The following is a 24,285-nucleotide window of genomic DNA, read 5'->3' on the forward strand; positions in this document are numbered from 1 at the left end:
GTGGCTGATACTGGAACCTTATCGTCATGCCACCGAAAACCGTCATACCGCCGCGGTATCTCTTAGCCGCTAACAAGCAGCGGGATGACGGTTGTCAGGGTAGCTGTCATCCCAGTGCCCAGACACTGGAATCCAGTTTTTGATCGCAAGTGTTTCATTTTAACTAAAGCCTACACTCACCAAATCCAATGCATTTACTTGCAGTTAAGTTTTCTGGATTCCAGTGTCAAGCACTGGAATGACAAGGCTATAGGTTGCAAGCGAACCGTCATCCCGCCGCAGTATCTTTTAGCATAGATCCCGCTAACAAGTAGCGGGATGACGGTTGTCGTTTAGCCATAAATATTAAGAAATTTACCAAGCGAAAAAAAAGGCAAAAGAAGCCCTAGTCACTGTTTATTGTCAGTATTGGCGTTTTTTAAGTCTTAAACACTGCAATTTAGCTGCTTTTAAATGCAACTCACCTTAGTTTAAATGTTTAAGAAATTTACTAAGCAAAAAAAAAAGGCAAAAGAAACCCCGTGGTAATTAGTGTTCACTCTCTAATCCTGCAAATTGGCGTACTATACTGTCCTAAACGACTTATAAGCGCGTTTCAGCTTATATAGGTAAAAACCTAGAAATATTGTGAAGACATAAGATACACATAGTGCAAAAAATTAAAAATAAGACGCTAACTACGTTGTTTTCTTGCTGTTTAATCTGCACAGATGAAGATAACTGAATACCTTCAGTTTCATGATAAGGGGGCTGGCGGAGTTTGTCAAGGAAGTTTTTCGTTTCTATGTTGTCAGCTACCTGAATATTGATCATACGGGTTCCATCTGTTATATATAATCTTTTTGAATACGAAGAAAACTGATGAGTGAGTATGATATTACGGTTATAGGTAGCGGTCCTGGTGGTTATATAGCAGCAATTAGGGCGGCACAGCTTGGGTTTAAAACTGCAATTGTGGAAAAAGAGAAAAATTTAGGCGGTATATGCTTAAATTGGGGATGTATACCAACAAAATCGCTACTTAGGGCGTCTGAAATTTATGGATTAATAAAAAGATCAGAGGAATTTGGTATAAAAGTAAAGGAAGCAAGTTTTGATATACAATCAATAGTGAAATACTCAAGAAACGTTGTTGATAAATTGTCAAGCGGTGTTGCATATTTGATGAAAAAAAATAACATCAAAGTTCATCAAGGCTTTGGTAAACTTGCAGGCAATAGTACTATAAAAGTTGCTGGCGATAAGGAAGAACAAGAAATTGTTTCCAAGCATATTATTTTAGCAACAGGAGTGAGGGCACGGAATCTGCCTGAAATAGAGGCAGATGGAGATTTAATATGGAATGCGCAGCACGCTATGATGCCGGGCAAATTACCAAAATCACTACTAATTATAGGGTCTGGTGCAATTGGAATAGAATTTGCAAGTTTTTATAGTACTTTGGGGGTTGATGTAACAATCATAGAGATAAAGAGCACTATTTTGCCGCTGGAGGATAAAGACATTTCAGGCCTAGCAGAAGAAATATTCACAAAACAGGGGATAAAAATATATACAAACAGTAGCGTAAAAGCTCTTACTAAAAGTAAAGACTCTGCTCAAGTGCTACTAAGTAGTGGCGAGAGCAAAGAATTTGATAGGGTGATTGTTGCGGTTGGAATTCAAGCAAATATTGAAAATATAGGTTTAGAAAATACAAAAATTAAATTAAGTCCTTCAGGTTTTATTGAAACGAATGAATGGTATGAAACAAGTGAACCGAATGTATATGCAATAGGTGATGTAGCTGGTCCACCATGTTTAGCACATAAAGCAAGCCATGAAGCAGTAATCTGCGTTGAAAGGATTGCTGGTAAAAATGTGCATGTGTTAAAGAAGGAATGCATACCAAATTGCACTTACTCTCATCCACAAATAGCGAGCATCGGCCTTACTGAGGAACAGGCAATAAAAGGTGGGTATGATGTAAAAATAGGAAAATTTCACTCTAACTTTAATGGTAAGTCTATTGCACTCAGTGAAACTGAAGGGTTAGTGAAAACAATTATAGACAAAAAAACAGGCGAACTTCTAGGTAGCCACATGATAGGTGCAGAAGTAACGGAGTTAATTAGCAATTTTGCTCTTGTAAAGCAACTAGAAGGAACAGATTTTGACATAAAATCTACGATCTTTCCTCATCCAACCATTTCAGAGATGATACACGAATCAGTACTTGCTGCAGATGATGAGTCGCTGAATAGTTGAACTAACGTTTCATCGTTTTGGAGTTGTCAGTGTCTTGAATGGAAGTTTGATCAGGTGCTTTGACTTCAACAGATTGGTTGCCAGCATCAGACTTCTTTAATCTCTCTTTTAATCCTTCTGCTGCCTCTTTCACTTCAAGCTTTGCCTTTGGATTAAGATTTTCTGGGCTTTTTCCTTTAGTATCCAAACCTTGTTGTAGGTTAGTGCTTTTCACTTTATTATGCTGCTCATGTTGAGGTAGATCAATAACCGAATTGAAAAGAGCTTTTATTATGTTTTTTACCAATCCTAAAAAACCTCCGCTTCTGCCTTCTTTTTGTTCTTGAGGCTTATTTTTCCCATTGGATTCTTTTTTACTATTACTTTCAGGCATTTTTAACTCAACTATCATAAAGCTTAATAAAATTCTACGTGCAAATTATTAAATAACAGTTAACAATCTAGGATTCATTATTTACAGATGGATATTATTTTAGCAACAGGTGGCACAGGTGGGCATATCTTTCCGGCCATAGCCTTAGCAAAAGCACTAAAGACACAAGGATACAATTGCATATTATTCACTGATAAAAAAACAAATAAAAATATCGACATAGAAAGCTATATTTTACCATTACGTAGACCAAGCGGCAACAAATTTAAGTTTTTCCTTTTATTAACGTATAGTTGTGTGCTAGCAATATATAAAATCAGAAAATTGAAGCCAAGATTAGTAATTGGTTTTGGTAGCTATGCTTCTTTTCCAACTCTTCTTGCAGCAAGGGTTCTTTCTATACCTATAATTTTACATGAACAAAATACAGTTTTAGGAAGAGTAAATAGATTCTTTTTCAAGAGTGCAAAATTAATTGCAACCAGCTTTCCGGAGACTAAATATGCAGAAGGTAATAAATGTATTTTTACGGGAAATTTTATTGATATAAAAGCACAGAGCCATTCTAGCAATGAGAAAGCCCTAAATATATTAGTCATAGCAGGTAGCCAAGGTGCAAATTTTTTTGATGACGTAGTAAGCAGCGTAATTTGTAATTTGCCTATTAAAATGAAAAAGAAAATTAGAGTGACGCAGCAATGTACGAAGAAAAATGTAAACAAGGTCAAGAGTCTATACAAAAGTGAAAAGATCGATTGTGAATTGAGTGAATTTTTTGATGATATGGAAAATAGATTGGCCAATGCTCACTTGGTAATTAGCAGAGCAGGAGCAACTTCAATAGCAGAGATCACTCTTGCTAGGCGCGCTGCTATATACATTCCTTACCCTGACTCAAAAGATAATCACCAATTTTATAACGCAAAATATATTGAAGATTCGGGAGCAGCTGTAATAGTTGAGCAGAATAGTGAAGCAAAAAAAAATCTACTAGAGTTATTAGTTGATCTACTCAATAATTCTCAAAAATTGCGTGATATGACCAATAATACAAAAAAAACAGGGATAAAGAATGGGACTACTGAGTTTGTTAAGGTAATTGTTCACAGGTTTAGTTGATGGCTGCTTGCTTTTTCTTCAAACACATCCCAAAGGTCTTTTTCTAGCGATATATTATATAATTTATTGATATAAACTACTCCCGTGGGTGAAGTTGTGTTAATTTCGAGCAGGAAGTCATCTATAATATCAATACCAACAAATATTAGCCCCCTTTTCTTTAATTCAGGACCAATTTTGTTACATATTTCATTGTCTCTATCGTTCATTTGAGCGGGCTCAAAACTTGCTCCAAGTCGCATGTTTGTTCTGATCTCTCCACTGATTTTTGGAACTCGTTTCATTACTCCAATTGGTTGACCATAAAGTAGCAATATTCTTTTATCTTTATCTATGTTTTTACAAAATGATTGTGCAATCACAGGGCATTCGTATTTTGCTGTCATGAGATCCACTACTACTTGAATACTATTCTCATCTCGTATTCTTATTACATCATTTCCGCCATAGCTATACAATGGCTTCAGAATAATATCTTGATAGTTGTAGTAGAAATCTCTAATCATCGATATATTTTCAGTGATCAAAGTCGGCGGAATTAGCTCTGGAAATAATGAAGTTATCAATTTTTCAGGACAATTTCTTATTTCTGTTGGATTGTTAATTACCAATGCGCTGGTTTTTTCTAAGATATAGGTTGTTGTAATGTAGCGCATATCAAAGGGTGGATCCTGTCTGATAAATATGATGTCCATTTCATTCAAGTTGATTGCTACATCCTCTTTAGAGATAAAACTAAAATCATCAACGCTGACTTTCTGAGCAAGAGCAATTGGATGGTTTAGCTTTAGTGCTAAATTGTTAGGAGCATAGACAAAAACTTCATGCCCCCTCCTTTGTGCTTCCTTTATTAGCACGAATGTAGTGTCAGTTTCAAAATTTATATTTTCATCCATCTGAAAGGCAACTTTCATTTATGTTCTCTACCTATTTTCACAACTGTACAAATGTTATAATTTGAAGGCGATTTTTGCCTAATGGCGTAATTTACTGTACTTATATCGTACATAACTTACAACTTGTTTTACTCCCTTTACTTTTCTTGCAATTGATATTACAGCTTTTAATTCCGCTTTATCTTGGGCTATACCCATCAAATAAACAACTCTATCAACCGTATTAACGCTATAATTAATTGATTTAATATTTCTTTTCCCCAGAAGTCTTGTTCTTATTTCCGCTGTTATCATGCCATCTACAGTAGTGTCTAGCATGGAAGCCATTTGAATTGGTATTACTCTTATTTCATTTATCACTTCTTTAATTTCTTTTTGCTGCCAAGCTATTTTTTCTGCTGTAAGTTGTTTTTCAGGAGTGTCAACACTTCCAATGAGCAATACTCTTCCTTCACTTACTTTAACTTTTATGGATGAAAATAGCCCATGTTTTAAGAGCCCCTTATTAATTCTGATGACCATAGTCGTATCATCAATGATATTTCCCAAGGATTTGTCCTGCATTGTTATTGCTGTTGATGTCGCTGTAGCCACCACACCACCTATTATAAGGGTTGTGCAACCACTTTGTGTAATCAAAAAAATTGCAAGTAAGAAGCTTGTTATTAATCTCATTATTGATTTTCAGGATTTAAAGCTTTCATTAAGAAATGTTAATAAGCTTTTTTGATTGTGTAAATACTATAAATTAAGTAAGACTTTAAACCTTGAATATTTTTAATGGAATACCTATAATAGGGTACTGAAAATTTCTTGCGGATATGGCGGAATTGGTAGACGTGCCAGGTTTAGGTCCTGGTGAGCTTGCTCGTGGGGGTTCAAGTCCCTCTATCCGCACTTTAAAGTCATGTAACTTAGGTTTTAAGGGAAAATTTATAATCACTGAATACACTTTTGTTTGTATAAAAACCTGTTCTTAAGGATTGTGTTTAACTTAAATTCTGGTAAAATGACTCTATTAAGATATGAATTAAAATGTTAATAAATAAATTATGATGTCTAATAATATACCTCAAAACACAGTCGAAGTAAGTAGCGTATATACCTACAAAGAGCTTAGTATAGATAAACTAAAGTATGAGTATGAAATCACAGTTGGTAGTGATTATATAAAACAAAAGGTAAATTCCAGGTTGCAAGAGATAGCAGAAAATGCAAAATCACCTGGATTTAGGGCTGGAAAGATGCCCTATGACCTTGTTGTTGCAAATTATAAAAACGAAGCTTTGGAATATGTGATAAATAATACAATTGATTATTGCTCAAGTGATTTGATGAAAAAAATTGAAGTCAAGTCTCACATTTATCCTAAGGTTGATGTTATATCATTACCAGATCTGGGCAAAGAAAATGAGGAGGGCAATTTTGTATACAAGCTATCTTTTGAGTCGATGCCTGAAGTACCGATGATAGATCTTGACAAAATAAACTTAAAGAAAATTGAAGCAAAGATTGAAGAGGAAGATATAAAAGAATTTATTGATTCTATTAAAACAAAGTTCCCCAATTTCGCCTCTGTTGATGATGCTTCTTATCAAGCGAAAGATGGGGATAAATTGATAATTGATTTTGAAGGGCGGATTAGGAATAAGCTCTTTCAGGGTGGAAGTAGCAAAAATTTTGCCGTTAATTTAGGGTCTGGCACATTTATTAATGGTTTTGAAGATCAATTAACTGGTATGAAAAAGGGAGAAACAAAGGACTTTAAGTTGAAATTTCCTGAAAATTACCAAGCCATTTCCCTTGCAGGACAGGAAGCTGATTTTTCTGTGCGAGTTAATGAGATTCAAATTGCCAAAGATTTTGAAAATGATGATGAAATAGCTAAGAGTATTGGTTTTAAAGATTATTCTTTGCTAATAAGTCATGCAAAAAAAATGATTGGTGATCAGTGCACCGAAATGAGAAATCTCTTAATTAAAAAGGAGCTATTTGATTATTTGGATGCTAATTATAGTTTTGATTTACCCACAGACATAGTAAAACAGGAGCAACAAAGAGTGGAAGGAGAATTGGGTGCTCAAAATGATTCTCGTAAAGAAGCTGAAAAACGTGTAAAGCTTGCTATGTTATTTATGAAATTTAGTGCAGAACATAAAATATCATTAACTCAAAATGATGTTTTGAATGTTATTGTAAATCAATATGTCAGTAAGGATGTACCATTTGACAGAGTACTTAAGCATTTTGAATCAAATAAACAATTTCAAGAATTAGTTAGAGGGCAAGCGCTTGAGTATAAAGTGACAGATTATATAATAGAAAAAGTTAGTAAAGAAGAGCAGATTATTTCTGTGAAAGAATTAAAGGAATTGTTTGGTAATATTTAATAGGAAAAGGTATGACTCTTATACCAATTGTAGTTGAACAAACTAGTCGCGGTGAGCGCGCTTATGACATATATTCAAGACTAGTGAAAGAAAGAATAATTTTCGTAACAGGTCCTATTGAGGACAACATGGCCAGTGTAATAGTAGCACAGCTTTTATTTTTAGAATCGGAAAATCCCGATAAAGACATTTGTATGTACATCAACTCACCAGGTGGTGTTGTAACTGCTGGTTTGTCGATCTACGATACAATGCAGTATATAAACCCAGACGTTTCAACTTTATGTATAGGTCAAGCTGCGTCTATGGGTTCCTTATTGCTTGCATCTGGTACAAAAGGTAAGCGCTACTCTCTACCTCATTCAAGAATTATGATACATCAGCCATCTGGTGGTTATCATGGTCAAGCAACTGATATAGAAATACATGCTAATGAAATTTTGCGAGTTAAGAAAAAACTAAATCAAATTTATGAAAAACATACTGGAAATTCACTGAAGAAAATTGAAGGAATGATGGAAAGAGATAAATTCATGGATCCTGAAGAAGCAAGGAAAATTGGCTTAATTGACAGGGTGATAGCTGAGCGTACAGATATTGAAATTGAAAATATTAAAGTTAAACAAAAGGTGGGTTAATGGATAACAATAATGATTTACACTACTGTTCTTTTTGCAACAAGGCGCAAGATGAAGTAGATAAATTAATTACTAACTCCTCGGATGGTTTAAAGGTGTTTATTTGTAATGAGTGCATAGAATTATCCCATAAAGCAATAAGTCAAAAGAAAGATAGATCTTTTAATTCAGATCGTATATCTGATATGAAGCTATTACTAAAGAAACCTGAGGATATAAAAAATTTTCTCAGCAAGCATGTTGTAGGTCAAGAACACGCGCAACACGTTTTATCTGTAGCTATGTATAACCATTGTCAATCCATGGTACAATTTCATGCTATAAGTGATATTGAAATCGAGAAGTCAAATATAATGCTTATTGGTCCCACTGGTTCTGGTAAGACTTTGCTAGCCAAAACACTTGCTAAAGTTTCAGATGTGCCATTTGCTATGGCTGATGCGACAACTTTAACTGAGGCAGGTTATGTGGGTGATGATGTAGAAAGCGTGTTGTCGCGTTTATTACAAGCTGCAAATTATGACGTTGCAAAAGCACAGCGTGGTATAGTGTTTATAGATGAAATAGACAAGATTACAAGAAAATCTGAAAGCACTTCAATAACCCGTGACGTTTCAGGTGAAGGGGTCCAGCAAGCTCTGCTTAAGATTATGGAGGGTACAGTTGCTTATGTTCCGCCACAAGGAGGGCGAAAACACCCACAACAAGAGTTTATACAAGTGGATACTAGTAACATACTATTTATTTGTGGAGGAGCTTTTGAAGGCCTCGATAAGATTATTGAAGCGAGAAAAAAGGGAACGTCAGTTGGCTTTGGAGCAGATATAAGTCAGTCTAAAGAGCAAAAGAAAAAGAATGCTTTACATGATGTTCAACCTGAAGATTTAATCAAATTCGGTTTAATACCCGAGTTTGTAGGGCGGGTTCCAATAACTGCTGTTTTAGATGAGTTGGATCATGAAGATTTAATACATGTGTTGACAGAGCCAAGGAATGCACTAATAAAACAGTACAAAGCATTGCTTGCGTTTAGCAAAGTAAACCTTGAGTTTTCAGATGAAGCAATATCAGCTATTGCTAAAAAGGCTATAAGCTATAAAACAGGTGCAAGAATGTTACGTGCTATCTTAGAGTCACTTTTGCTTGACGTTATGTATACATCTGGAAACGGAGATTTTGAAGGTAGCACTATAGTAATCACTAAGAAAATGGTAGAATTAGGAAAAGCAACGGTTAATCATAATAATAATGGCAATGTTATAACGGTTAATGATTAATTTGAGGCATATATTATGAACATTGAACGTGCTGTGAGCTCTAGTTTTACTGCATTGCCAGTATTACCTTTAAGAGATGTAGTAATTTTTCCAAATATAATGGTGCCTTTATTCATAGGCAGAGAAAAATCTGTTAATGCACTAGAATATGCAACAAGTAGTAGTAGTCACCAAAATGAGATTTTTCTTGTAGCACAGAAAGAAGGCTCTGTTGATAATCCAAAGCCTGAAGATCTTTATGAAGTAGGTGTGTTAGCAAACATTATACAACCATTAATAAAATTGCCTGACAATGCAGTAAAAGTTATAATCCGGGGGATAAGAAGGGGAAAAGTTGTAGAATATATTAGCTCTCATACTTTATTACAAGCCAGGGTAGAGTTAGACAATCATTATAAAGAAGATGAAGACAATATTGATTTAGAAGCTTTAAGGCGATCTGTTATAGACGCGTTCGATAGCTGGTGTAAGCTAAACAAGAAAAATCAGCCTGAAGTTGCCATTAACCCCATTGATCAAATCAAAGAAGTTGATCAACTTGTAGATACGGTAGCTTCACATTTAAATATAAAAGTATCGGATAAACAAAGCATACTTGAGGCTTATGACCCAAAAGAGCGTTTAAAAAAAGCTTTTGTTTTTATTGAGAGAGAAATAAGTATTTTGAACGCACAAAACCGTTTATATAAGACAATTAAATCGCAAGTTGAAAGCACTCAGAAAGTTTACTACCTTAACGAGCAATTGAAAGCTATACAGAAAGAATTAGGCGAATTTGAGAATGGTGATGAAGGGAATATACTCAATGAATTTGAAAAAAAGATAAATGAAACAAAGCTTTCTCAGGAAGCAAGAGAGAAAGCTATAACTGATTTGAAGAGATACAAGAAAATGAATCCCATTTCTCCTGAGGCTACAGTTATATCTAGTTACTTGCATTGGTTGCTTGATTTGCCGTGGGGAAAGTACAAAGATGCAAAAATTAACTTAAATGCAGCTAAAAAAATCTTAGATGAAAATCATTATGGCATAGAGAAAGTAAAAGATAGAATAATAGAATTTTTAGCGGTATTAAAAAGAGTAAAAGAGATAAAAGGTCCTATACTTTGCTTGGTTGGACCGCCAGGTGTTGGTAAAACTTCTTTAGCTAAGTCTATGGCAGGAGCAGTAGGAAGAGATTTTGTTCGCATAGCTCTTGGTGGTGTGCGTGATGAGTCTGAGATACGAGGACATAGGAAAACTTATATTGGCTCAATGCCTGGTAAAATCATTCAACACATGAAAAAAGCTAATTCATGCAACCCGCTTTTTCTGCTTGATGAAATAGATAAGATGGGTTCTGATTCGCGTGGCGATCCTGCATCTGCATTACTTGAGGTTTTAGATACTGAGCACAATAAACACTTTACGGATCATTACTTGGAAGTTGAGTTTGATCTTTCAAGTGTAATGTTTGTAGCTACGGCAAACAGCTTAAATTTGCCACATCCTTTGCGTGATAGGATGGAAATTATACAATTGTCCGGGTATACTGAAGATGAAAAAATCAGTATTGCTACACACCACCTTATTCCGAAGTTAAAGAAGGAGCATGGTTTGCATCAGAAGGAGTGGAGCATAACTAATGAGGCGCTATATGAATTGATACGTTTATATACACGTGAGAGTGGTGTGCGGAGTATGGAGAGGGAGCTTGCAAAGCTCATGAGAAAGGCAGTTAAAGAAATATTGACTGATAAAAATAAGAAAATATCCGTAGGGGTTGACAATTTACAAGATTATTTAGGGGTACGTAAATATACCTTTGGTATTGCAGAAAATGAGAGTTTAGTGGGAGTAGTAACTGGGCTCGCCTATACTGAAACAGGTGGTGATATTTTAATGATAGAATCAGTACTAATTCCAGGCAAGGGAGAAATAAAATACACAGGAAAGCTTGGAGAGGTTATGCAAGAATCTATAAAAGCTGCGTATAGTTATACTCGATCAAATTGTTTGTTTTTTGGTATAAATCCCGAAAAATTCCAAAATAATGATATACATTTGCATGTACCTGAGGGTGCTGTACCAAAAGATGGCCCTTCTGCTGGCGGCGCGGTATGTACGTCTATTGTTTCTCTTATGACAAATATACCAGTTAACAAAAATGTTGCTATGACAGGCGAAGTGACATTGCGTGGTAGAGTTTTAGCTATTGGGGGCTTGAGAGAAAAATTGCTTGCAGCGCTCAGAGGATCAATCAAAACTGTGATTATACCAAGTGAAAATGAGAAAGATATGCAAGAAATTCCTGCAAGCATCAAAGAGGGGATCAACGTAGTTTTTGCTAAGAATATTGATGAAGTTATGAAAGTTGCTTTAATGCACCCTACTACTCCAATTGATGGTGATGATAATCAAAATAGTATACCTTCCTCTATAGAAAATAAAGATGATACTTTTCCTATGTCGGAAACATTGAAGCATTAGATTAAGAAGATATTATACAATCTCCATTTCTCTTTTGTCCGGCAAAAATCCACCAACTTGTGCATCCCACAGAGTTTTATATATTCCATTTTTATCAAGAAGTTCCTGATGCGTGCCATCTTCTACAATCTTGCCTTGATCAAACACTAAAATGCGATCCATATGCAAAAGCGTAGATAGGCGGTGGGCTATTACTATTGTAGTTTTATCTTGCATCAACTCCCATAGAGATTCTTGAATATTACTTTCAGTCACAGAATCAAGTTGTGAAGTTGCTTCATCCAGAATTAATATAGGAGCATTTTTTAAAATAGCTCTTGCAATTGCAATCCGTTGACGTTGTCCACCAGAAAGTTTCACACCTCTTTCACCAACGAGTGAATCATAGTCTTGGGGTGATTTTGAAATAAACTCATGAGCATGTGCTTTTTTTGCCGCTTCAATTACTTCATCATCGCTAGCATTTGTTTTTCCATAGCGAATATTCTCCATCAAAGTCCTATGAAAAAGCGATGGATCTTGTGGGATCATTGCGATTTTTGCACGCAAAGAATCCTGCGTAACATTACAAATATCTTGATCATCTATGAGAATTGCACCATCAGTTACATCGTAAAGCCTTAATATCAGGTTCACAAAAGTAGATTTACCACCACCAGAATAACCAACAAGTCCTACCTTCTGTCCAGCTTTGATAGTGATTGATTTATTCTGGAAAAGAGGTTCGGTACCATCGTAATGGAATTTGACATTATTAAAAGTGATTTGCCCACTATTACATTTGAGAGAAACTGCATCAGGTTTATCCTGAATTTCGAAATGTATCATTAATGAAATTAAACTTTGCTTACATCTACCGACTGCTTTATTGAATTCATCGACCTCTGACATGGTAAACCACATCATATGTCCTGTTTCCATCGATAAACCTAATATTAAAGCAAAATCACCTATAGCCACTAAGTTTTTGCTGTAAAGATAAATTAGAAAACAAGCAGAAGAAGCCATCATAATGGCTATTAATCCTCCTTGTATGGAGTGCATGATAAATGAGTAAAAATAGGTTGCTGTATACGCTTTTTGCTGATTACACAAGAATGGAATCATTCTTGAATTTTCATAAGACTTTCTAGAAAAATTTCTGACATTACTTTGATTAGATAGAGAATCAACCAGCTCACCTATCACTATCGATTCTTCTTTAGCTTGAACATCAGACAGCGAAATAAGCTTTCGTGACATCATAATGCTTGCACTTGCAAAGAATATGAACCAGACAACCAATATGAAATAAAATACAGAATTTACAGAGTAAGCAGCTACGAAAGCAGCCAACAACAATGAAGCTCCTCTTAAGAAATTCGGTGCAACTCTGCTTATCAGAATTTCAATTCCATCTGCTAGATTAGTAATTTGTCTTGAAATTTTTCCTGATAAATTATCCTGATAAAATTGATTAGATTTTCCGAGTACATGATCCATCACTTTTCCAATGACACTATTAATAACAACAGGAATAAATCTACAGCGTATATAACCAATTCCTCTCCAAGTGAAATTATCAAATACGATAAAATTCACGACAATCAGGCTTGATGGTAATATTAAAATTGAAATATCTCCATTCTGCACATGTGGTAGAAGGTTGATGATGTTCTTAATCAGTATGCTGTTCAATGGTCCCCAAAACCCCGCAAAGATTGCAAGGGAGACAAAAATCGAGACTGATAATTTGTATGGCTTCAAAAAATGCCAGATGAAAGAATATAAAGTTTTAGGTAGCTGATGATTCATTTGAACATTCAATTCCTTCACTTTCCTTTTTCTTTGGCAAAAATCCACCAACTTGTGCATCCCATAAGGATATGACTTGCTTTGTTGTTATGTCATTCATATTTTTTACTTATTCTATCTCCCAGTTTAATTCAAGTAGATGATAACAATCATATTATAATAGTCCTTTTCATGGAAACCTTTTCTGGTAGATTGCTTTCTAGAAAAACATTGGTCAAGGTGCTAACTGTGGTTTATAATAATATAAATTATATCATAGTTGATTTGCATTTATCAGAGCTAGAGTAGAGGTATGTTTTATCTTACAAATTTTTTGCCTATTTTACTGTTCCTATTTCTTTTTGTAGGAAGTGGTATATATTTTACTGTTCTTGGCGTGTCAAATGCTTTTTATCAGTTATCTCCACTGGTAGCCATTGTTCCTGCCATAGCTCTGGGTTGGGTTTTATACAAGGGCAATACTGAAGAAAAAATGTATGCCTTTCTAGATGGGGTAAGAGATCGTAATATTATCACTATGTGCATCATTTTTTTACTTGCAGGTGCATTCAGTGAAGTAACTAAAGCAATCGGTAGTGCTGATGCCACAGTTAATTTGGCTCTTTCATTTATACCAACACAATTTTTACTCATAGGATTATTTTTTGTAGCAGCTTTCATCTCCACTGCTATTGGTACATCAATGGGTACCATTGCAACAATTGCTCCTATTGCAGTTGAACTGACACAAGCTGGGATTTCTCCTTCCTTAGGAGTTGCAACCGTTGTAGGAGGAGCAATGTTTGGCGACAATTTATCTATTATCTCTGATACTACAATTGTATCTGTGATGTCTCAAAAGGCTGACATAAAGAAAAAATTAAAACTGAATGCAAAAGTGGCACTAATTGCTTCTATATTCACAATAATTATATTATTTTATAGCTCAAGCAATAGTGCTGCTATTTCAGTTAAGGAGTATTCTTTATTGCTTGTGGCTCCTTACATCATACTTATATTGCTTGCAAACTTTGGAATCAATGTATTTACGGCATTGGTTTTAAGCATAACTTTTGCTGGAATCATTGGATTTATAAATAACAACAATTATGGGTTATTGTTTTTAAGCCAAAACATCACCAAAGGGTTTATGAGTATGCATGAAATTATGCTACTGTCATTGATGGTTGGCGGACTTTCAGGACTGGTAGGTAAAAATTCTAAGGAGTTTGCAGATAAACTTTCATCTTGGGTTATGATACAACATGGTGGACAAAAAACTGCGCAATTATTTATTGCAAAAATAGTCAGCATATTTGATATTTTACTTGCAAATAACACCATCGCTATAATTTTTAGTGGTGAAATTGCTAGAGATATTGCTAAGAAATATGAAATACCGCCTCACTATAGTGCAGCATGGCTAGGCATATTTTCTTGTGTATTTCAAGGATTAATACCGTATGGCGCTCAATTGCTTTTGGCTAGCACTATTGCTGGAGTTTCACCTTTGGCAGTTGTGCCACACGTATACTATTGCTATGTTTTAGGTATTATTGCAGTGTTATATATTGTATTGAACAAAATTGAGAAAAAAGATTGTGCTTAACATACAAGACAATACTTCACTTTGTAAAAGATGGATATTCTTAGCAGTATGTGCCCTTGCTTGCTCTGGATTGTTGTCAATAATTGTTATTTTTTTACGATTGCCTTTTATCTCCTCTCTTGTTCCTTCTGCACAATATATCTTTGATAATGCGCTGGTGATACACGTGAACTTGTCAATTTTGGTGTGGATGTGCTCTATAATATCTCTACTCTTTATTATAAATCTGCAAAACACCAATAATTGGTTTAGCCTTTCATGGGTTCTATCAACCCTTTCTATGCTGCTCATGTTTATATCCGCATTCGTTCCAAACACTGAAGTTATCAAAAGTAACTATATTCCCGTGTTACAAAACAAATTATTCTTATTTGGTCTTGGTTTGTTTACCACCAGTATATTAGTAAATGCAATGCTAGCATACACATCAAAAAAAGAGGTTTCATTTCTCTCTGTGGGGCAAGTTGGGCTGGTTATTACACTTGTTTCGTCATTTCTTTGCTTTGTTTTAGCATATCAAAATATGCCTCCAGGTCTATATCACTCAGATAAGAATTTATTTTACGAATATCTCTTTTGGGGAGGCGGACATTTATTGCAGTTTGCTTTTACTCAAGGAATGTTTTTAGTGTATTTAATAATCAGTGATGTTAGTTTAGCTTCAAGCAATAAAATTACTATTTTACCGCTGTTTATAAACACGATTTTGGCTATAGGTGCACCGTTTGTATATTTTGTTTATCCAATTGATAGCGCCAAGTTAATACAGTTTTTTACTTGGCATATGAGAATTGCTGGAGCAGTTTTGCCGTGCTTTTTGATAATATTAGTGTGCTGCAACATCAGGACTTTTACTAATGATAAAAGCAACTATTTATTACATTCATTTTTATTGTTCATTTATGGAGATGTGCTTGGAGTGCTGACTATTGAAGGAAATGTCACCATTCCCGCTCATTATCATGGTTCTGTAGTTGGGATCACTATAGCTTTTATGAATTTCATTTATTGGCTGTTACCTAAATTAAACTTTAAAGAGGTAAAAAGTTCCATGGTAAGATTACAGATTTATGCGTACAGTGTGGGGCATTTTCTCCATATTACTGGCCTTGTTTGGCTTGGTGGATATGGTGCCTTAAGAAAAGTTGCAGATCTGCCAAGTATTTCATCAATGTTGGCACGTGCTTGTTTTATTGCGGGTGGAGCTATATCAGTTATTGGTGGAATGTTGTTCGTAATAATTGTGCTTTTACATCTGTTAAAAGGCAAAGCGCGTACCAACTAACCCATAGAAACGAAAAAACTTCCTTGACAAACTCCGCCAGCCCCCTTGTTATGACAATAAGGGTATTTATGACTCAAAACTTGTTTTTGACCTGCAGGCTCAATGACAAAATTCAGTAAAAAACTTAGGGTATTTTTTGGCGGATTACATAAAATTATAGCGGCTGCATGTCTTTTAAATTTTTTCTACATTCAGCCAAACCGCGTTTAAACTAAGCATCAGCACATTATTACAGCGCCAGTTTAAATTATTATAGGGTCAAAACTCGCACCACGGGATTTCTTTGCCTTTTTTTTCTTTGGTAAATTTCTTAATGTTTGTAGCTAAAGCAATTTAAGAGACCGAAAATGGTCAGCGCGTGACGCTGGTTTATTATGCAGCCACTTATTTAAAGTTAAGTTTTCTGGATCCAAGTAGTCAGGGCACTGGGATGACAGCTACCCTGACAACCGTCATCCCGCTACGTGTTAGCGGATGAGATACCGCGAATGAATCGCGGTATGACGGTTCGCGGTGGCATGACGATAACCTCATCATCCCGCTACGTGTTAGCGGGATCTATGCTAAGAGATACCGCGAATGAATCGCGGTATAACGGTTCATGGTGGGATGACGATAAGCTCGTCATCCCGCTACTTGTTAGCCGGCTGAGATACCGCGGCGGTATGACGTAGGATTGCTGTCGTCCCGCTGCTTATTATAAGATTACTCATCCTTTTGAAAGAGGAGGAGATTTTTCTGAAATGTATTAAATAGGACTTGATCTGACACTTAAAATAAGTAAGTTATAAAATAATAAAAGAAAGGAGTGTTAGAAATGAGTACAATACAAACAAAAATACTAAAACCAAAGCTAGGGTTATTAGAGCTAGCAAAACAACTAGGAAATGTATCTCAAGCATGCAAAGTGATGGGATACTCAAGAGATACATTTTATCGGTTTAAGGAGTTATATGAAAATGGAGGAGAGGAAGCATTACATGAAATAAGTAAGAAAAAACCGCTATTAGCGAACAGAGTTTCCGACGATATAGAAAGAGCAGTGATTGGTATAGCAACAGAATTTCCAGCATATGGGCAAGAAAGAGCTGCAAATGAACTGAGAAAAAGAGGTATAATAATTTCTCAGGGAGGAGTAAGGTCTGTATGGCTAAGAAATGACCTTGAAACTCTCAAAAAGAGACTTAAAGCGCTAGAGACAAAAGTAGCTTAAGAAGGAATCATTTTAACTGAAGAACAACTTACAGCTTTAGAAAAAGTTAAAGAACAAAGGGAAGCTCATGGTGAAATTGAGACACAACATCCAGGTTATTTGGGTTCTCAAGATACCTATTATGTGGGCAATATCAAAGGTATAGGGCTAATTTATCAGCAGACTTTTGTTGATACTTATTCGAGAGTTGCAATGGTTAAACTTTACACGGACAGAACAGCTATTACAGCTGCAGACCTCCTCAACGATAGAGTTATTCCATTTTTTGATGAGCAGAAAATTCCATTATTACGCATTCTAACTGATAGGGGTACAGAGTATTGTGGCAAGCCAGAAAATCACGCTTATCAGTTATATTTGGGAATCGAAAATATCGATCATTCTAGAACCAAAGCCAACTCTCCACAAACCAATGGCATATGTGAAAGATTTCATAGAACCATGCAAGATGAGTGTTACAATATTATCTTTAGAAAGAAAATCTACAATTCTTTGGAAGATCTACAGATTGATGTTGATTATTGGTTGCGTTCTTATAATGAGACAAGGCCTCACTCGGGTAAGTATTGCTATGGCAAAACACCTATGCAAACGTTTTTTGATAGTAAATATATTGCTTTTCAGAAAAACATTGGTAGCATTAAACAAGAGCCTGATATTAGTTTTGACTACCTCAATTCTTCTGTCAGTTAATTCTTGTCTGTCACATTAAATCTTGTCTTTTACAAAATTTAAAAATACGTGTTTTTCTTACCTCTTGATTCTCCTTAGTAATCCTTTTGCTCACTTGCACATAAAGCATCGTGTTTCCATTTAATGCCAATTGTCCAGGATTATCAAACTTCAATAATTTTCTTTCTGTGAAACGTTGTTTTTCATCCAATACTTTAAATTTCCCGCTCTTGCCTGACTTTAAGTACCAAGAAACTAAAGTTTGATCCTTTAAGTTATGAGCGATTACAATCACGTCACCATTATCAACCTTTGCTGCTCTTGGTTGAAAGTAACTATTGCCCACATTTGCAGGACTATTATTATTAATATTCTTTTGTAATTTTCTTTTATCTAAATGTTCAACTGAAGGTACGTTGATTGATTGCTTGATTCCGTAAGTGTTAAAAGATAAGCCTTTAACGTATTTTTCTCCTTCTTCGCCAATTCCCTCTTCAGGAAAGATAACTCCAACTTTATCTATTTCAGCTGAATCTTCTATTAATGTGAGAGATAATTGATCTTTGAATTCATTTGCTACGCTGATATTTGTACCCCATTAGTATGTTTTTGATTGATATAATGGACTAATAAGTAATTTTACTTTACTGCTCCCATTACCATTATCTTGATAGCTGAGTCCATAAGCGATTCCATTTCCTTCAATTAATCCTACGTTTGCTGGGTTAAAACCTATCGCTTCTTTAACTTCCGGTGTATTTGAGTTGATCCCGAGTAATCTTCTTAATATGGACATAATTTTATTTAAAATATCAATAAAATGCTATTATGATTACCCCTGGTGTTAATGTCAATGAAAATTTTAACTAAAATTAAAAAATTAATACCTTTATAATCTGCAAAGCGAAATATGAGAAATGAGTAGCAGTAAAGAATTCGCAAACTGGGTGGATAAGCAATACCACTCCATAGATAGTATGATACTGCAAAACGCTATTTCTCAAGAAACCAACAATTGCAATTATTAGCCCTTCAGATATAATCTGTTGAAATTTACACGAGTCTCACGAATGACAGAAAAAGAAAAGCAGTTTAGTTTTATATCAGAAAACCTCAAGAAAGCAGAAAAGTTTATAGAGATGTATCCCAAAGGTAGAGAAGGAAGCGCTGTCATGCCTTTACTATACCTGGTTCAAGAGCAATGCGGATGGGTTTCTGAATCTGCTATGCGTTATGTTGCTGATATGCTGCATATTCCACATATTCGTGTATATGAAGTGGCAAATTTTTACACCATGTATAATTTAAAACCAGTAGGCAAATATCTAATACAAATTTGTAGAACAACTCCTTGCTGGTTGTGCAATAGTGAAGAAGTTTTAAATACCTTTAAAAAGGAACTTGGAATCAATATCGGTGAGACTACTAAAGATAATTTGTTCACTTTAAAAGAGGTTGAATGTCTTGGTGCATGCGTTAATGCTCCCGTTGTGCAGATCAATAATGACTTCTATGAAAATCTTACTCCTGAGAAAGTAGAAAACATCATAACAGAACTTTCAGGCAAATAGATGAAAGAAGAATTTGCATTCAAGATAATCAAGCAATCAGGTTCTGCAAAAGTTGGAACAATTAAAACTCCAAATGGAAGCGTAGAAACACCAGCTTTTATATTCTGTGCAACAAAAGCTGCAATTAAAGCTGCAGATATCGAGAGAATTAGTGAAGCAGGTACTCAGATAATACTTTCCAACACCTATCACCTAATGCTTCAACCAGGAGAGAATACTGTTGCAAAACTTGGTGGTTTGCACAAGATGATGGGATGGAATGGGCCAATGCTAACTGACTCAGGTGGATATCAGATATTTAGCTTAGGGCACGGATCAGTTTCGGAAGAGATAAAAGGAATAAGAAAAAAACAAAAAACTCTGATCAAAATTAATGAGGATGGGGCAATTTTTCGTTCTTACATTAATGGTAAAACTTATTGCTTGACTCCTGAAAAGTCTATACAAATTCAACAGAAACTAGGTGCAGATTTAATCTTAGTCTTAGATGAATGTACTCCATTTCACATAAGCAAAGAATACACAGCAAAATCAATGCTCATGAGCCACAAATGGGCTGAACGTTCTTTAAATGAATTTGAAAAAAACAATAATGGCAAGCAGGTACTGTATGGAATTAGTCAAGGCGGAATATATCAAGATTTACGTAGAGAAAGTTGTAATTTTATTAACGATTTGCCATTTTTTGGTCAAGCAATAGGTGGATCACTTGGTCAAAGTAAAGAGCAGATGTACGATGTAGTTTCTTTCACTATGGACCATCTGAAAAAAGATAGGCCTACTCATTTGCTTGGTATTGGTGGAATTGTGGACATCTTTCGCGGAGTTAGTCTTGGAATTGATACGTTTGATTGCGTGCATCCAACCCGTTTAGCAAGGCATGGTGGTGCGCTTATTAAAGTAAAAAATAGAGATTCTATTTCTTCAAAGTGCAAAGAGCATATTAATTTGCGAAATCAACAATTCGAGCTGGACAATAACCCAATTGAAAGTGACTGCTTATGTTTTACCTGCAGAAAGCATTCAAGAGCTTATATACACCATTTACTGAAAGCTAAAGAGCTCCTGGCTTACACACTCGTTACCATTCATAACGTTTTCTTCATGAATAAGTTAATGGCATCTATAAGGCAGGCAATATTGGATGATAGGCTAGATCAAGAGAAAAATAATTGGATTAGTGAAATACCATTGCACTTTGATTTGGCCTCTCTTTAAGTCTTTTCTTTATGCCGTTGATTTTTACTTCTTGTTATATTTACTTTATTTATCACACTATTAATTAGAAAGGTTATAATAAATAATTAATCTATTAATGTTAGTCTCTACCCATATGATTTGTAAGGATTAGAGGTGAAGATATGGCTAAAGGAAATAATACCCTATTAATATTTGATTTTGATAACACTATCACTAATGGACACATGCATAATACTTTTTCTAGGTTAGGAAAAAGTGATTTTAATTCTGCTGCGGAAGGTGCAGTGACTGATCACAATATAAAAGATTTTCTAGAAAACACAGACGGAATAAAAAATGAAGAGGGGCTAAAGTCTGCACTGCTATCTGCGCTTTCAAGCGGAATGGAAGTTAATATTGCATCCTACACAGGATATTCAGACGCTGTGAGAAGGGTTGTAGAGAATCATTTGGGTTTATCTAAAGAACAAGCAGGCGGTATTTCTGTATTTGGTGGGTTTCCAGGAGATTATGATAATGAGCTTCCAAAAGATCTCAAAGAACAAAAAAATCAAGTTGGAAAAAATTTACACATCTGTAAGGCAATTGTGGAGTATAAGGATAAACATGGTGAGTTGCCAAAAACTGTCATGCTAGTTGATGACGATGTAAAAAATATTCAAAAGATTAATGAGTTTGTTGCATCAATGAGTAAAAGAGAGGAATGGCTTAAAAAAAATGGGCTGAGTATTGAAGAGATACAAAAAATCAAATTTGAAGGTGCGCAAGTGCCTAAAGAGGATAAAAATGTTGATTATCTAAGAAAGGTACAAAAATTTATCAATACCAGCTTGGTGCAAGAACCAATTTATGAAAATTTAAGGAAAGAAGAATCACTATATGCTACAGCTAATAAAAGCACCATCTCCTTAAAAGAAGAAATGAAAGAAATTAGGCTTCTTCTGAATGAAGATGGTGTTAGATCAAAAAAAGAGATACATAATGTTCAAGATGCTTTTAAAAAACAAGTAATGGAAGCAATCAAAAAGCAAGGCTATAGTGTGAGTAGTGAGGAAAGAAAAAGTGGGATTACTGTTGAAGGAAGTAAACCAATAGACGTTCAGCAGATAATACAAGATAATTTTAGTCAATTCACAGAGTTACATGATAAGGCGCTTAATGATAACAAAAACGAAAATCTTAGGAAAAAAGAATCCATATATCAGAACAATGAAAATCGACCACCATTGCCTCCTAAAAAAAGGAAATCAAGTGATGGTATGGTTGCTGATGGTGAGAATAAAAAACAAGATATTAAGGACATGTCGTCATCCGAAACACAAGCAAACCCAACACGCTCAAAACGTCATGCAATGATGCTTGACCCTCAGCAAATAGAATCTATACACCAGAATGCTGAAGAGTTATCACCAGGTAAAAAATACGCACATATTCAAATCGTTTCCTTAGCACAAGAATTCAAGGCAATCAAAGCTTTTTTTCAAGATTGTATTCAAGAGGTAATAAATGCTATTTGCAATTTATTTAGAAGAGAAGTGGCAACAAAAATTGAAGGGCAGGGCTATAATGTAAGTAGTAAGCAAGGAAGTAGTGAAATTACTGTCAAAGGAAGTAAGCCAATAGATGCTTCAAGAATAAACAAAGATATTATTGTCGAGTCCTTAGCTCAAATAATCGAGAAAAAAGAGAAAGTCAAAGATCTTAACAATAATTATAAAGGTGATCAGCTAGGGCGAGAGATATCGAAATTATTGAACGCTGGTTCGCAAAAGGAAAATATAAACTCAAACTATAATGATGGAGAGCCTACACATCAAACCGTTCAAGAAGCACGGAACTATCCTCCGCAAAAGAAAGACATAAACTCAAACTCTGTGAGAGGAAACTATAATGATGGGGAGCCTATATTTCAGACTCGTAAAGAGGCATCGAATTATCCTCCGCAAAAGAAAGACATAAACTCAAATTCTGTGAGAGGAAACTATAATGGTGGAGAGCCTACACATCAGACCGTTCAAGAAGCACAGAACTATCATCGGCAAAAGAAAGGTATAGACTTAAACCCTGTAAGCAAAAAACCACTTGCACCAACAGTACCTCCTAAAAATTATACGGAAAAAGTTACGCAAAATAGAAATAATAATATTATTGAAAGATGAGGTCAAAGATTCGTATAATTTCTTGCATATCCGGTTCATGGCACATTGTTTCAACTTTACACTTCTTTAATCACTGTGCTAAATTATATTGTAAAGCAGCCAAATCAATATAATAGAATGCGCTAAGCTTTAAGCATAGAAACCACTTTATCGTAACTTGGTAATGATTTAATTTCTCCAATTGCAGCTAGAGTGGTTTTTTCATGCTGAGATAACAATTCTTTTGCTGCTTTTTTTACGTTAGCAGTGGTAACTGCACTAATTTTTTCTATTAATTCATTTTTACTGATGTACCTATTATAGTTACCGTAGTAGTGCCCCAATGTTTCAGCACGTGAGCTAACACTTTCGCGGGACATCAGAATTTGAGACTTTACTCGTTCCTTCACTCTATTTACTTCTTCTTCCTTCAGATCATCCGTAGACAACTTTTTCAACTCCGCCGTGATGGATTTTAAAAGCTTATCTAAGTTACTACTATCTGTGCCAGCAAAAATGGAAAGCATTCCTGTATCAGTATAGCTGGAATTAAAAGAATAGACAGAGTAAGCCAGCCCCTGCTTTTCTCTAACTTCCTGGAATAGACGTGATGACATCCCGCTGCCCAGTATAGAATCAAGCACTTGAAATGTGTGATATTTATCGTCATAGCGAGAAACACTAGGCAGACCAATTAGCAAGTGTACCTGATCTAATTTACGATGTTCTAAATACTCACCACCAGTACAGCTCGCATTTTGGCTTTTTTTCAGCTTTTTAGAATGAATCTTTGAGAGAAAATCTTTAGTTAACTGAGCAACTTCCTCATGCTCAACATTTCCTGCAACAGCAAATAGCATATTCTCGCCAAAGTAATGCTCATGTATGTAGTTATTTAGATCTTCTCGAGTAAACGATTTTACCGTATCTTGCGTACCTAAAATTGACTTACCAAATGGTTGATCTTTATAAGCTGCCTCAAAATATTTATCGAAAATAATGTCACTCGGTGAATCATTAGTTTGAAAAATCTCTTGTATTACAACGCCCTTTTCACGTTCCAATTCATCTTTTGGAAACGCAGAGTTTATTAATATATCCATTAATATATCAATACCAGTTTTTATATCTTTCTTGAGAACTTTTGCATAATAGGTGGTGCTTTCCCTACCGGTACTAGCGTTAAAGACCCCACCTATGTCGTCAAAAGCTTTTGCAATTTTAAACGCAGTTCTTGTCTTTGTTCCTTTGAAAGCCATGTGTTCTAGAAAATGGGATATTCCATTTTGATTTGCACTTTCCGCTCTACTGCCAACACCAACTCGTATGCTTAAAGCTACGGAATCAACATCACGCACCTGCTCAGTTATTATGCGCAGACTATTATCTAATTTTGTTACCTGAGGTGTATTCAT

The 24,285-nt window shown here is 35.2% G+C and carries 19 protein-coding genes, 1 tRNA gene and 1 pseudogene; 14 read left to right on the forward strand and 7 right to left on the reverse strand.

Going from position 1 to position 24,285, the window contains the following annotated elements; all coding sequences use genetic code 11:
* The first annotated feature begins 84 nt into the window (after positions 1-84).
* A complete protein-coding gene (locus ACE38O_RS05815) occupies positions 85-297 on the forward strand; it encodes a hypothetical protein (RefSeq protein WP_374698576.1) in 213 nt (70 codons plus the stop codon).
* Positions 298-861: 564 nt separating this feature from the next.
* Positions 862-2,247: a dihydrolipoyl dehydrogenase gene (gene lpdA / locus ACE38O_RS05820; RefSeq protein WP_374698577.1), complete on the forward strand. Its 1,386-nt coding sequence runs from the start codon at positions 862-864 to the stop codon at positions 2,245-2,247.
* 1 nt (position 2,248) lies between these two features.
* On the opposite strand, the gene ACE38O_RS05825 is transcribed toward lpdA, so the two are convergent.
* Complete coding sequence (locus tag ACE38O_RS05825) at positions 2,249-2,638, reverse strand: hypothetical protein (RefSeq protein WP_374698578.1); 390 nt, start codon at positions 2,636-2,638, stop codon at positions 2,249-2,251.
* Between the two features lie 69 nt (positions 2,639-2,707).
* Between ACE38O_RS05825 and murG the strand changes: the two genes are divergently transcribed.
* Positions 2,708-3,739: an undecaprenyldiphospho-muramoylpentapeptide beta-N-acetylglucosaminyltransferase gene (gene murG, locus ACE38O_RS05830; protein ID WP_374698579.1), complete on the forward strand. Its 1,032-nt coding sequence runs from the start codon at positions 2,708-2,710 to the stop codon at positions 3,737-3,739.
* On the opposite strand, the gene gshB is transcribed toward murG, so the two are convergent.
* On the reverse strand, positions 3,724-4,653 hold the full coding sequence (gshB, locus tag ACE38O_RS05835) for a glutathione synthase (RefSeq protein ID WP_374698580.1): 930 nt from the start codon (positions 4,651-4,653) through the stop codon (positions 3,724-3,726). The two genes, murG and gshB, sit on opposite strands and share 16 nt — an antisense overlap.
* 60 nt (positions 4,654-4,713) lie before the next feature.
* Entirely contained in the window at positions 4,714-5,310 is a 597-nt protein-coding gene (locus ACE38O_RS05840; protein WP_374698581.1) for a BON domain-containing protein, read from the reverse strand.
* A gap of 140 nt (positions 5,311-5,450) precedes the next feature.
* Here ACE38O_RS05840 and ACE38O_RS05845 point away from each other — a divergent pair.
* The 5 genes from ACE38O_RS05845 (at position 5,451) to lon (ending at position 11,409) form a co-directional block, all read left to right on the forward strand.
* Positions 5,451-5,532 (forward strand) — tRNA-Leu (locus ACE38O_RS05845).
* A 158-nt stretch (positions 5,533-5,690) separates the two neighbouring features.
* Positions 5,691-7,025 (forward strand): trigger factor, encoded by a 1,335-nt coding sequence (gene tig / locus ACE38O_RS05850; protein WP_374699099.1) that lies wholly within the window; start codon positions 5,691-5,693, stop codon positions 7,023-7,025.
* An 11-nt stretch (positions 7,026-7,036) separates the two neighbouring features.
* Positions 7,037-7,663 carry an ATP-dependent Clp endopeptidase proteolytic subunit ClpP gene (gene clpP / locus ACE38O_RS05855; RefSeq protein WP_164225183.1) on the forward strand — a complete coding sequence of 209 codons (627 nt, stop codon included), beginning with the start codon at positions 7,037-7,039 and terminating at the stop codon, positions 7,661-7,663.
* Positions 7,663-8,940, forward strand: a complete 1,278-nt coding sequence (clpX, locus tag ACE38O_RS05860) for an ATP-dependent Clp protease ATP-binding subunit ClpX (protein ID WP_353270108.1) — start codon at positions 7,663-7,665, stop codon at positions 8,938-8,940. The genes clpP and clpX overlap by 1 nt, the downstream gene beginning before the upstream one ends.
* A 15-nt stretch (positions 8,941-8,955) precedes the next feature.
* Positions 8,956-11,409, forward strand: coding sequence for an endopeptidase La (lon, locus tag ACE38O_RS05865; RefSeq protein WP_374698582.1), 2,454 nt, complete (start codon positions 8,956-8,958; stop codon positions 11,407-11,409).
* Positions 11,410-11,421: 12 nt separating this feature from the next.
* Here lon and ACE38O_RS05870 read toward each other — a convergent pair whose 3' ends face one another.
* Complete coding sequence (locus tag ACE38O_RS05870) at positions 11,422-13,086, reverse strand: ABC transporter ATP-binding protein (protein ID WP_374698583.1); 1,665 nt, start codon at positions 13,084-13,086, stop codon at positions 11,422-11,424.
* Positions 13,087-13,495: 409 nt separating this feature from the next.
* On the opposite strand from ACE38O_RS05870, the gene ACE38O_RS05875 reads away from it, so the two are divergent.
* From ACE38O_RS05875 to ACE38O_RS05885, 3 genes and pseudogenes are all read left to right on the forward strand, one after another.
* Positions 13,496-14,791 (forward strand): Na+/H+ antiporter NhaC family protein, encoded by a 1,296-nt coding sequence (locus ACE38O_RS05875; protein WP_374698584.1) that lies wholly within the window; start codon positions 13,496-13,498, stop codon positions 14,789-14,791.
* Positions 14,784-16,076, forward strand: a complete 1,293-nt coding sequence (locus ACE38O_RS05880) for a cbb3-type cytochrome c oxidase subunit I (RefSeq protein ID WP_374698585.1) — start codon at positions 14,784-14,786, stop codon at positions 16,074-16,076. The genes ACE38O_RS05875 and ACE38O_RS05880 overlap by 8 nt, the downstream gene beginning before the upstream one ends.
* An 817-nt stretch (positions 16,077-16,893) precedes the next feature.
* Positions 16,894-17,982, forward strand: a pseudogene (locus ACE38O_RS05885) (IS481 family transposase).
* 10 nt (positions 17,983-17,992) lie between these two features.
* Here ACE38O_RS05885 and ACE38O_RS05890 read toward each other — a convergent pair.
* Together ACE38O_RS05890 and ACE38O_RS05895 are read right to left on the reverse strand one after the other, a co-directional pair.
* A complete protein-coding gene (locus tag ACE38O_RS05890; protein ID WP_374698586.1) occupies positions 17,993-18,307 on the reverse strand; it encodes a hypothetical protein in 315 nt (104 codons plus the stop codon).
* 252 nt (positions 18,308-18,559) lie between these two features.
* Positions 18,560-18,757 (reverse strand): hypothetical protein, encoded by a 198-nt coding sequence (locus ACE38O_RS05895; protein WP_374698587.1) that lies wholly within the window; start codon positions 18,755-18,757, stop codon positions 18,560-18,562.
* A 274-nt stretch (positions 18,758-19,031) separates the two neighbouring features.
* Here ACE38O_RS05895 and nuoE point away from each other — a divergent pair, with 274 nt between their 5' ends.
* The 3 genes from nuoE (at position 19,032) to ACE38O_RS05910 (ending at position 22,891) form a co-directional block, all read left to right on the forward strand.
* Positions 19,032-19,532, forward strand: coding sequence for an NADH-quinone oxidoreductase subunit NuoE (gene nuoE / locus ACE38O_RS05900; RefSeq protein WP_374698588.1), 501 nt, complete (start codon positions 19,032-19,034; stop codon positions 19,530-19,532).
* Positions 19,533-20,750: a tRNA guanosine(34) transglycosylase Tgt gene (tgt, locus tag ACE38O_RS05905; protein WP_374698589.1), complete on the forward strand. Its 1,218-nt coding sequence runs from the start codon at positions 19,533-19,535 to the stop codon at positions 20,748-20,750.
* Between the two features lie 143 nt (positions 20,751-20,893).
* Complete coding sequence (locus ACE38O_RS05910; protein ID WP_374698590.1) at positions 20,894-22,891, forward strand: hypothetical protein; 1,998 nt, start codon at positions 20,894-20,896, stop codon at positions 22,889-22,891.
* A 122-nt stretch (positions 22,892-23,013) separates the two neighbouring features.
* Here the strand turns inward: ACE38O_RS05910 and ACE38O_RS05915 are convergent, their stop codons facing one another.
* The gene (locus ACE38O_RS05915) at positions 23,014-24,285 is read right to left on the reverse strand and encodes a M16 family metallopeptidase (protein ID WP_374698591.1); all 1,272 of its coding nucleotides are present in this window, start codon (positions 24,283-24,285) and stop codon (positions 23,014-23,016) included.

The organism is Wolbachia endosymbiont (group B) of Limnophora tigrina, from assembly GCF_964263235.1.
In the GTDB taxonomy this organism is placed as follows: domain Bacteria; phylum Pseudomonadota; class Alphaproteobacteria; order Rickettsiales; family Anaplasmataceae; genus Wolbachia.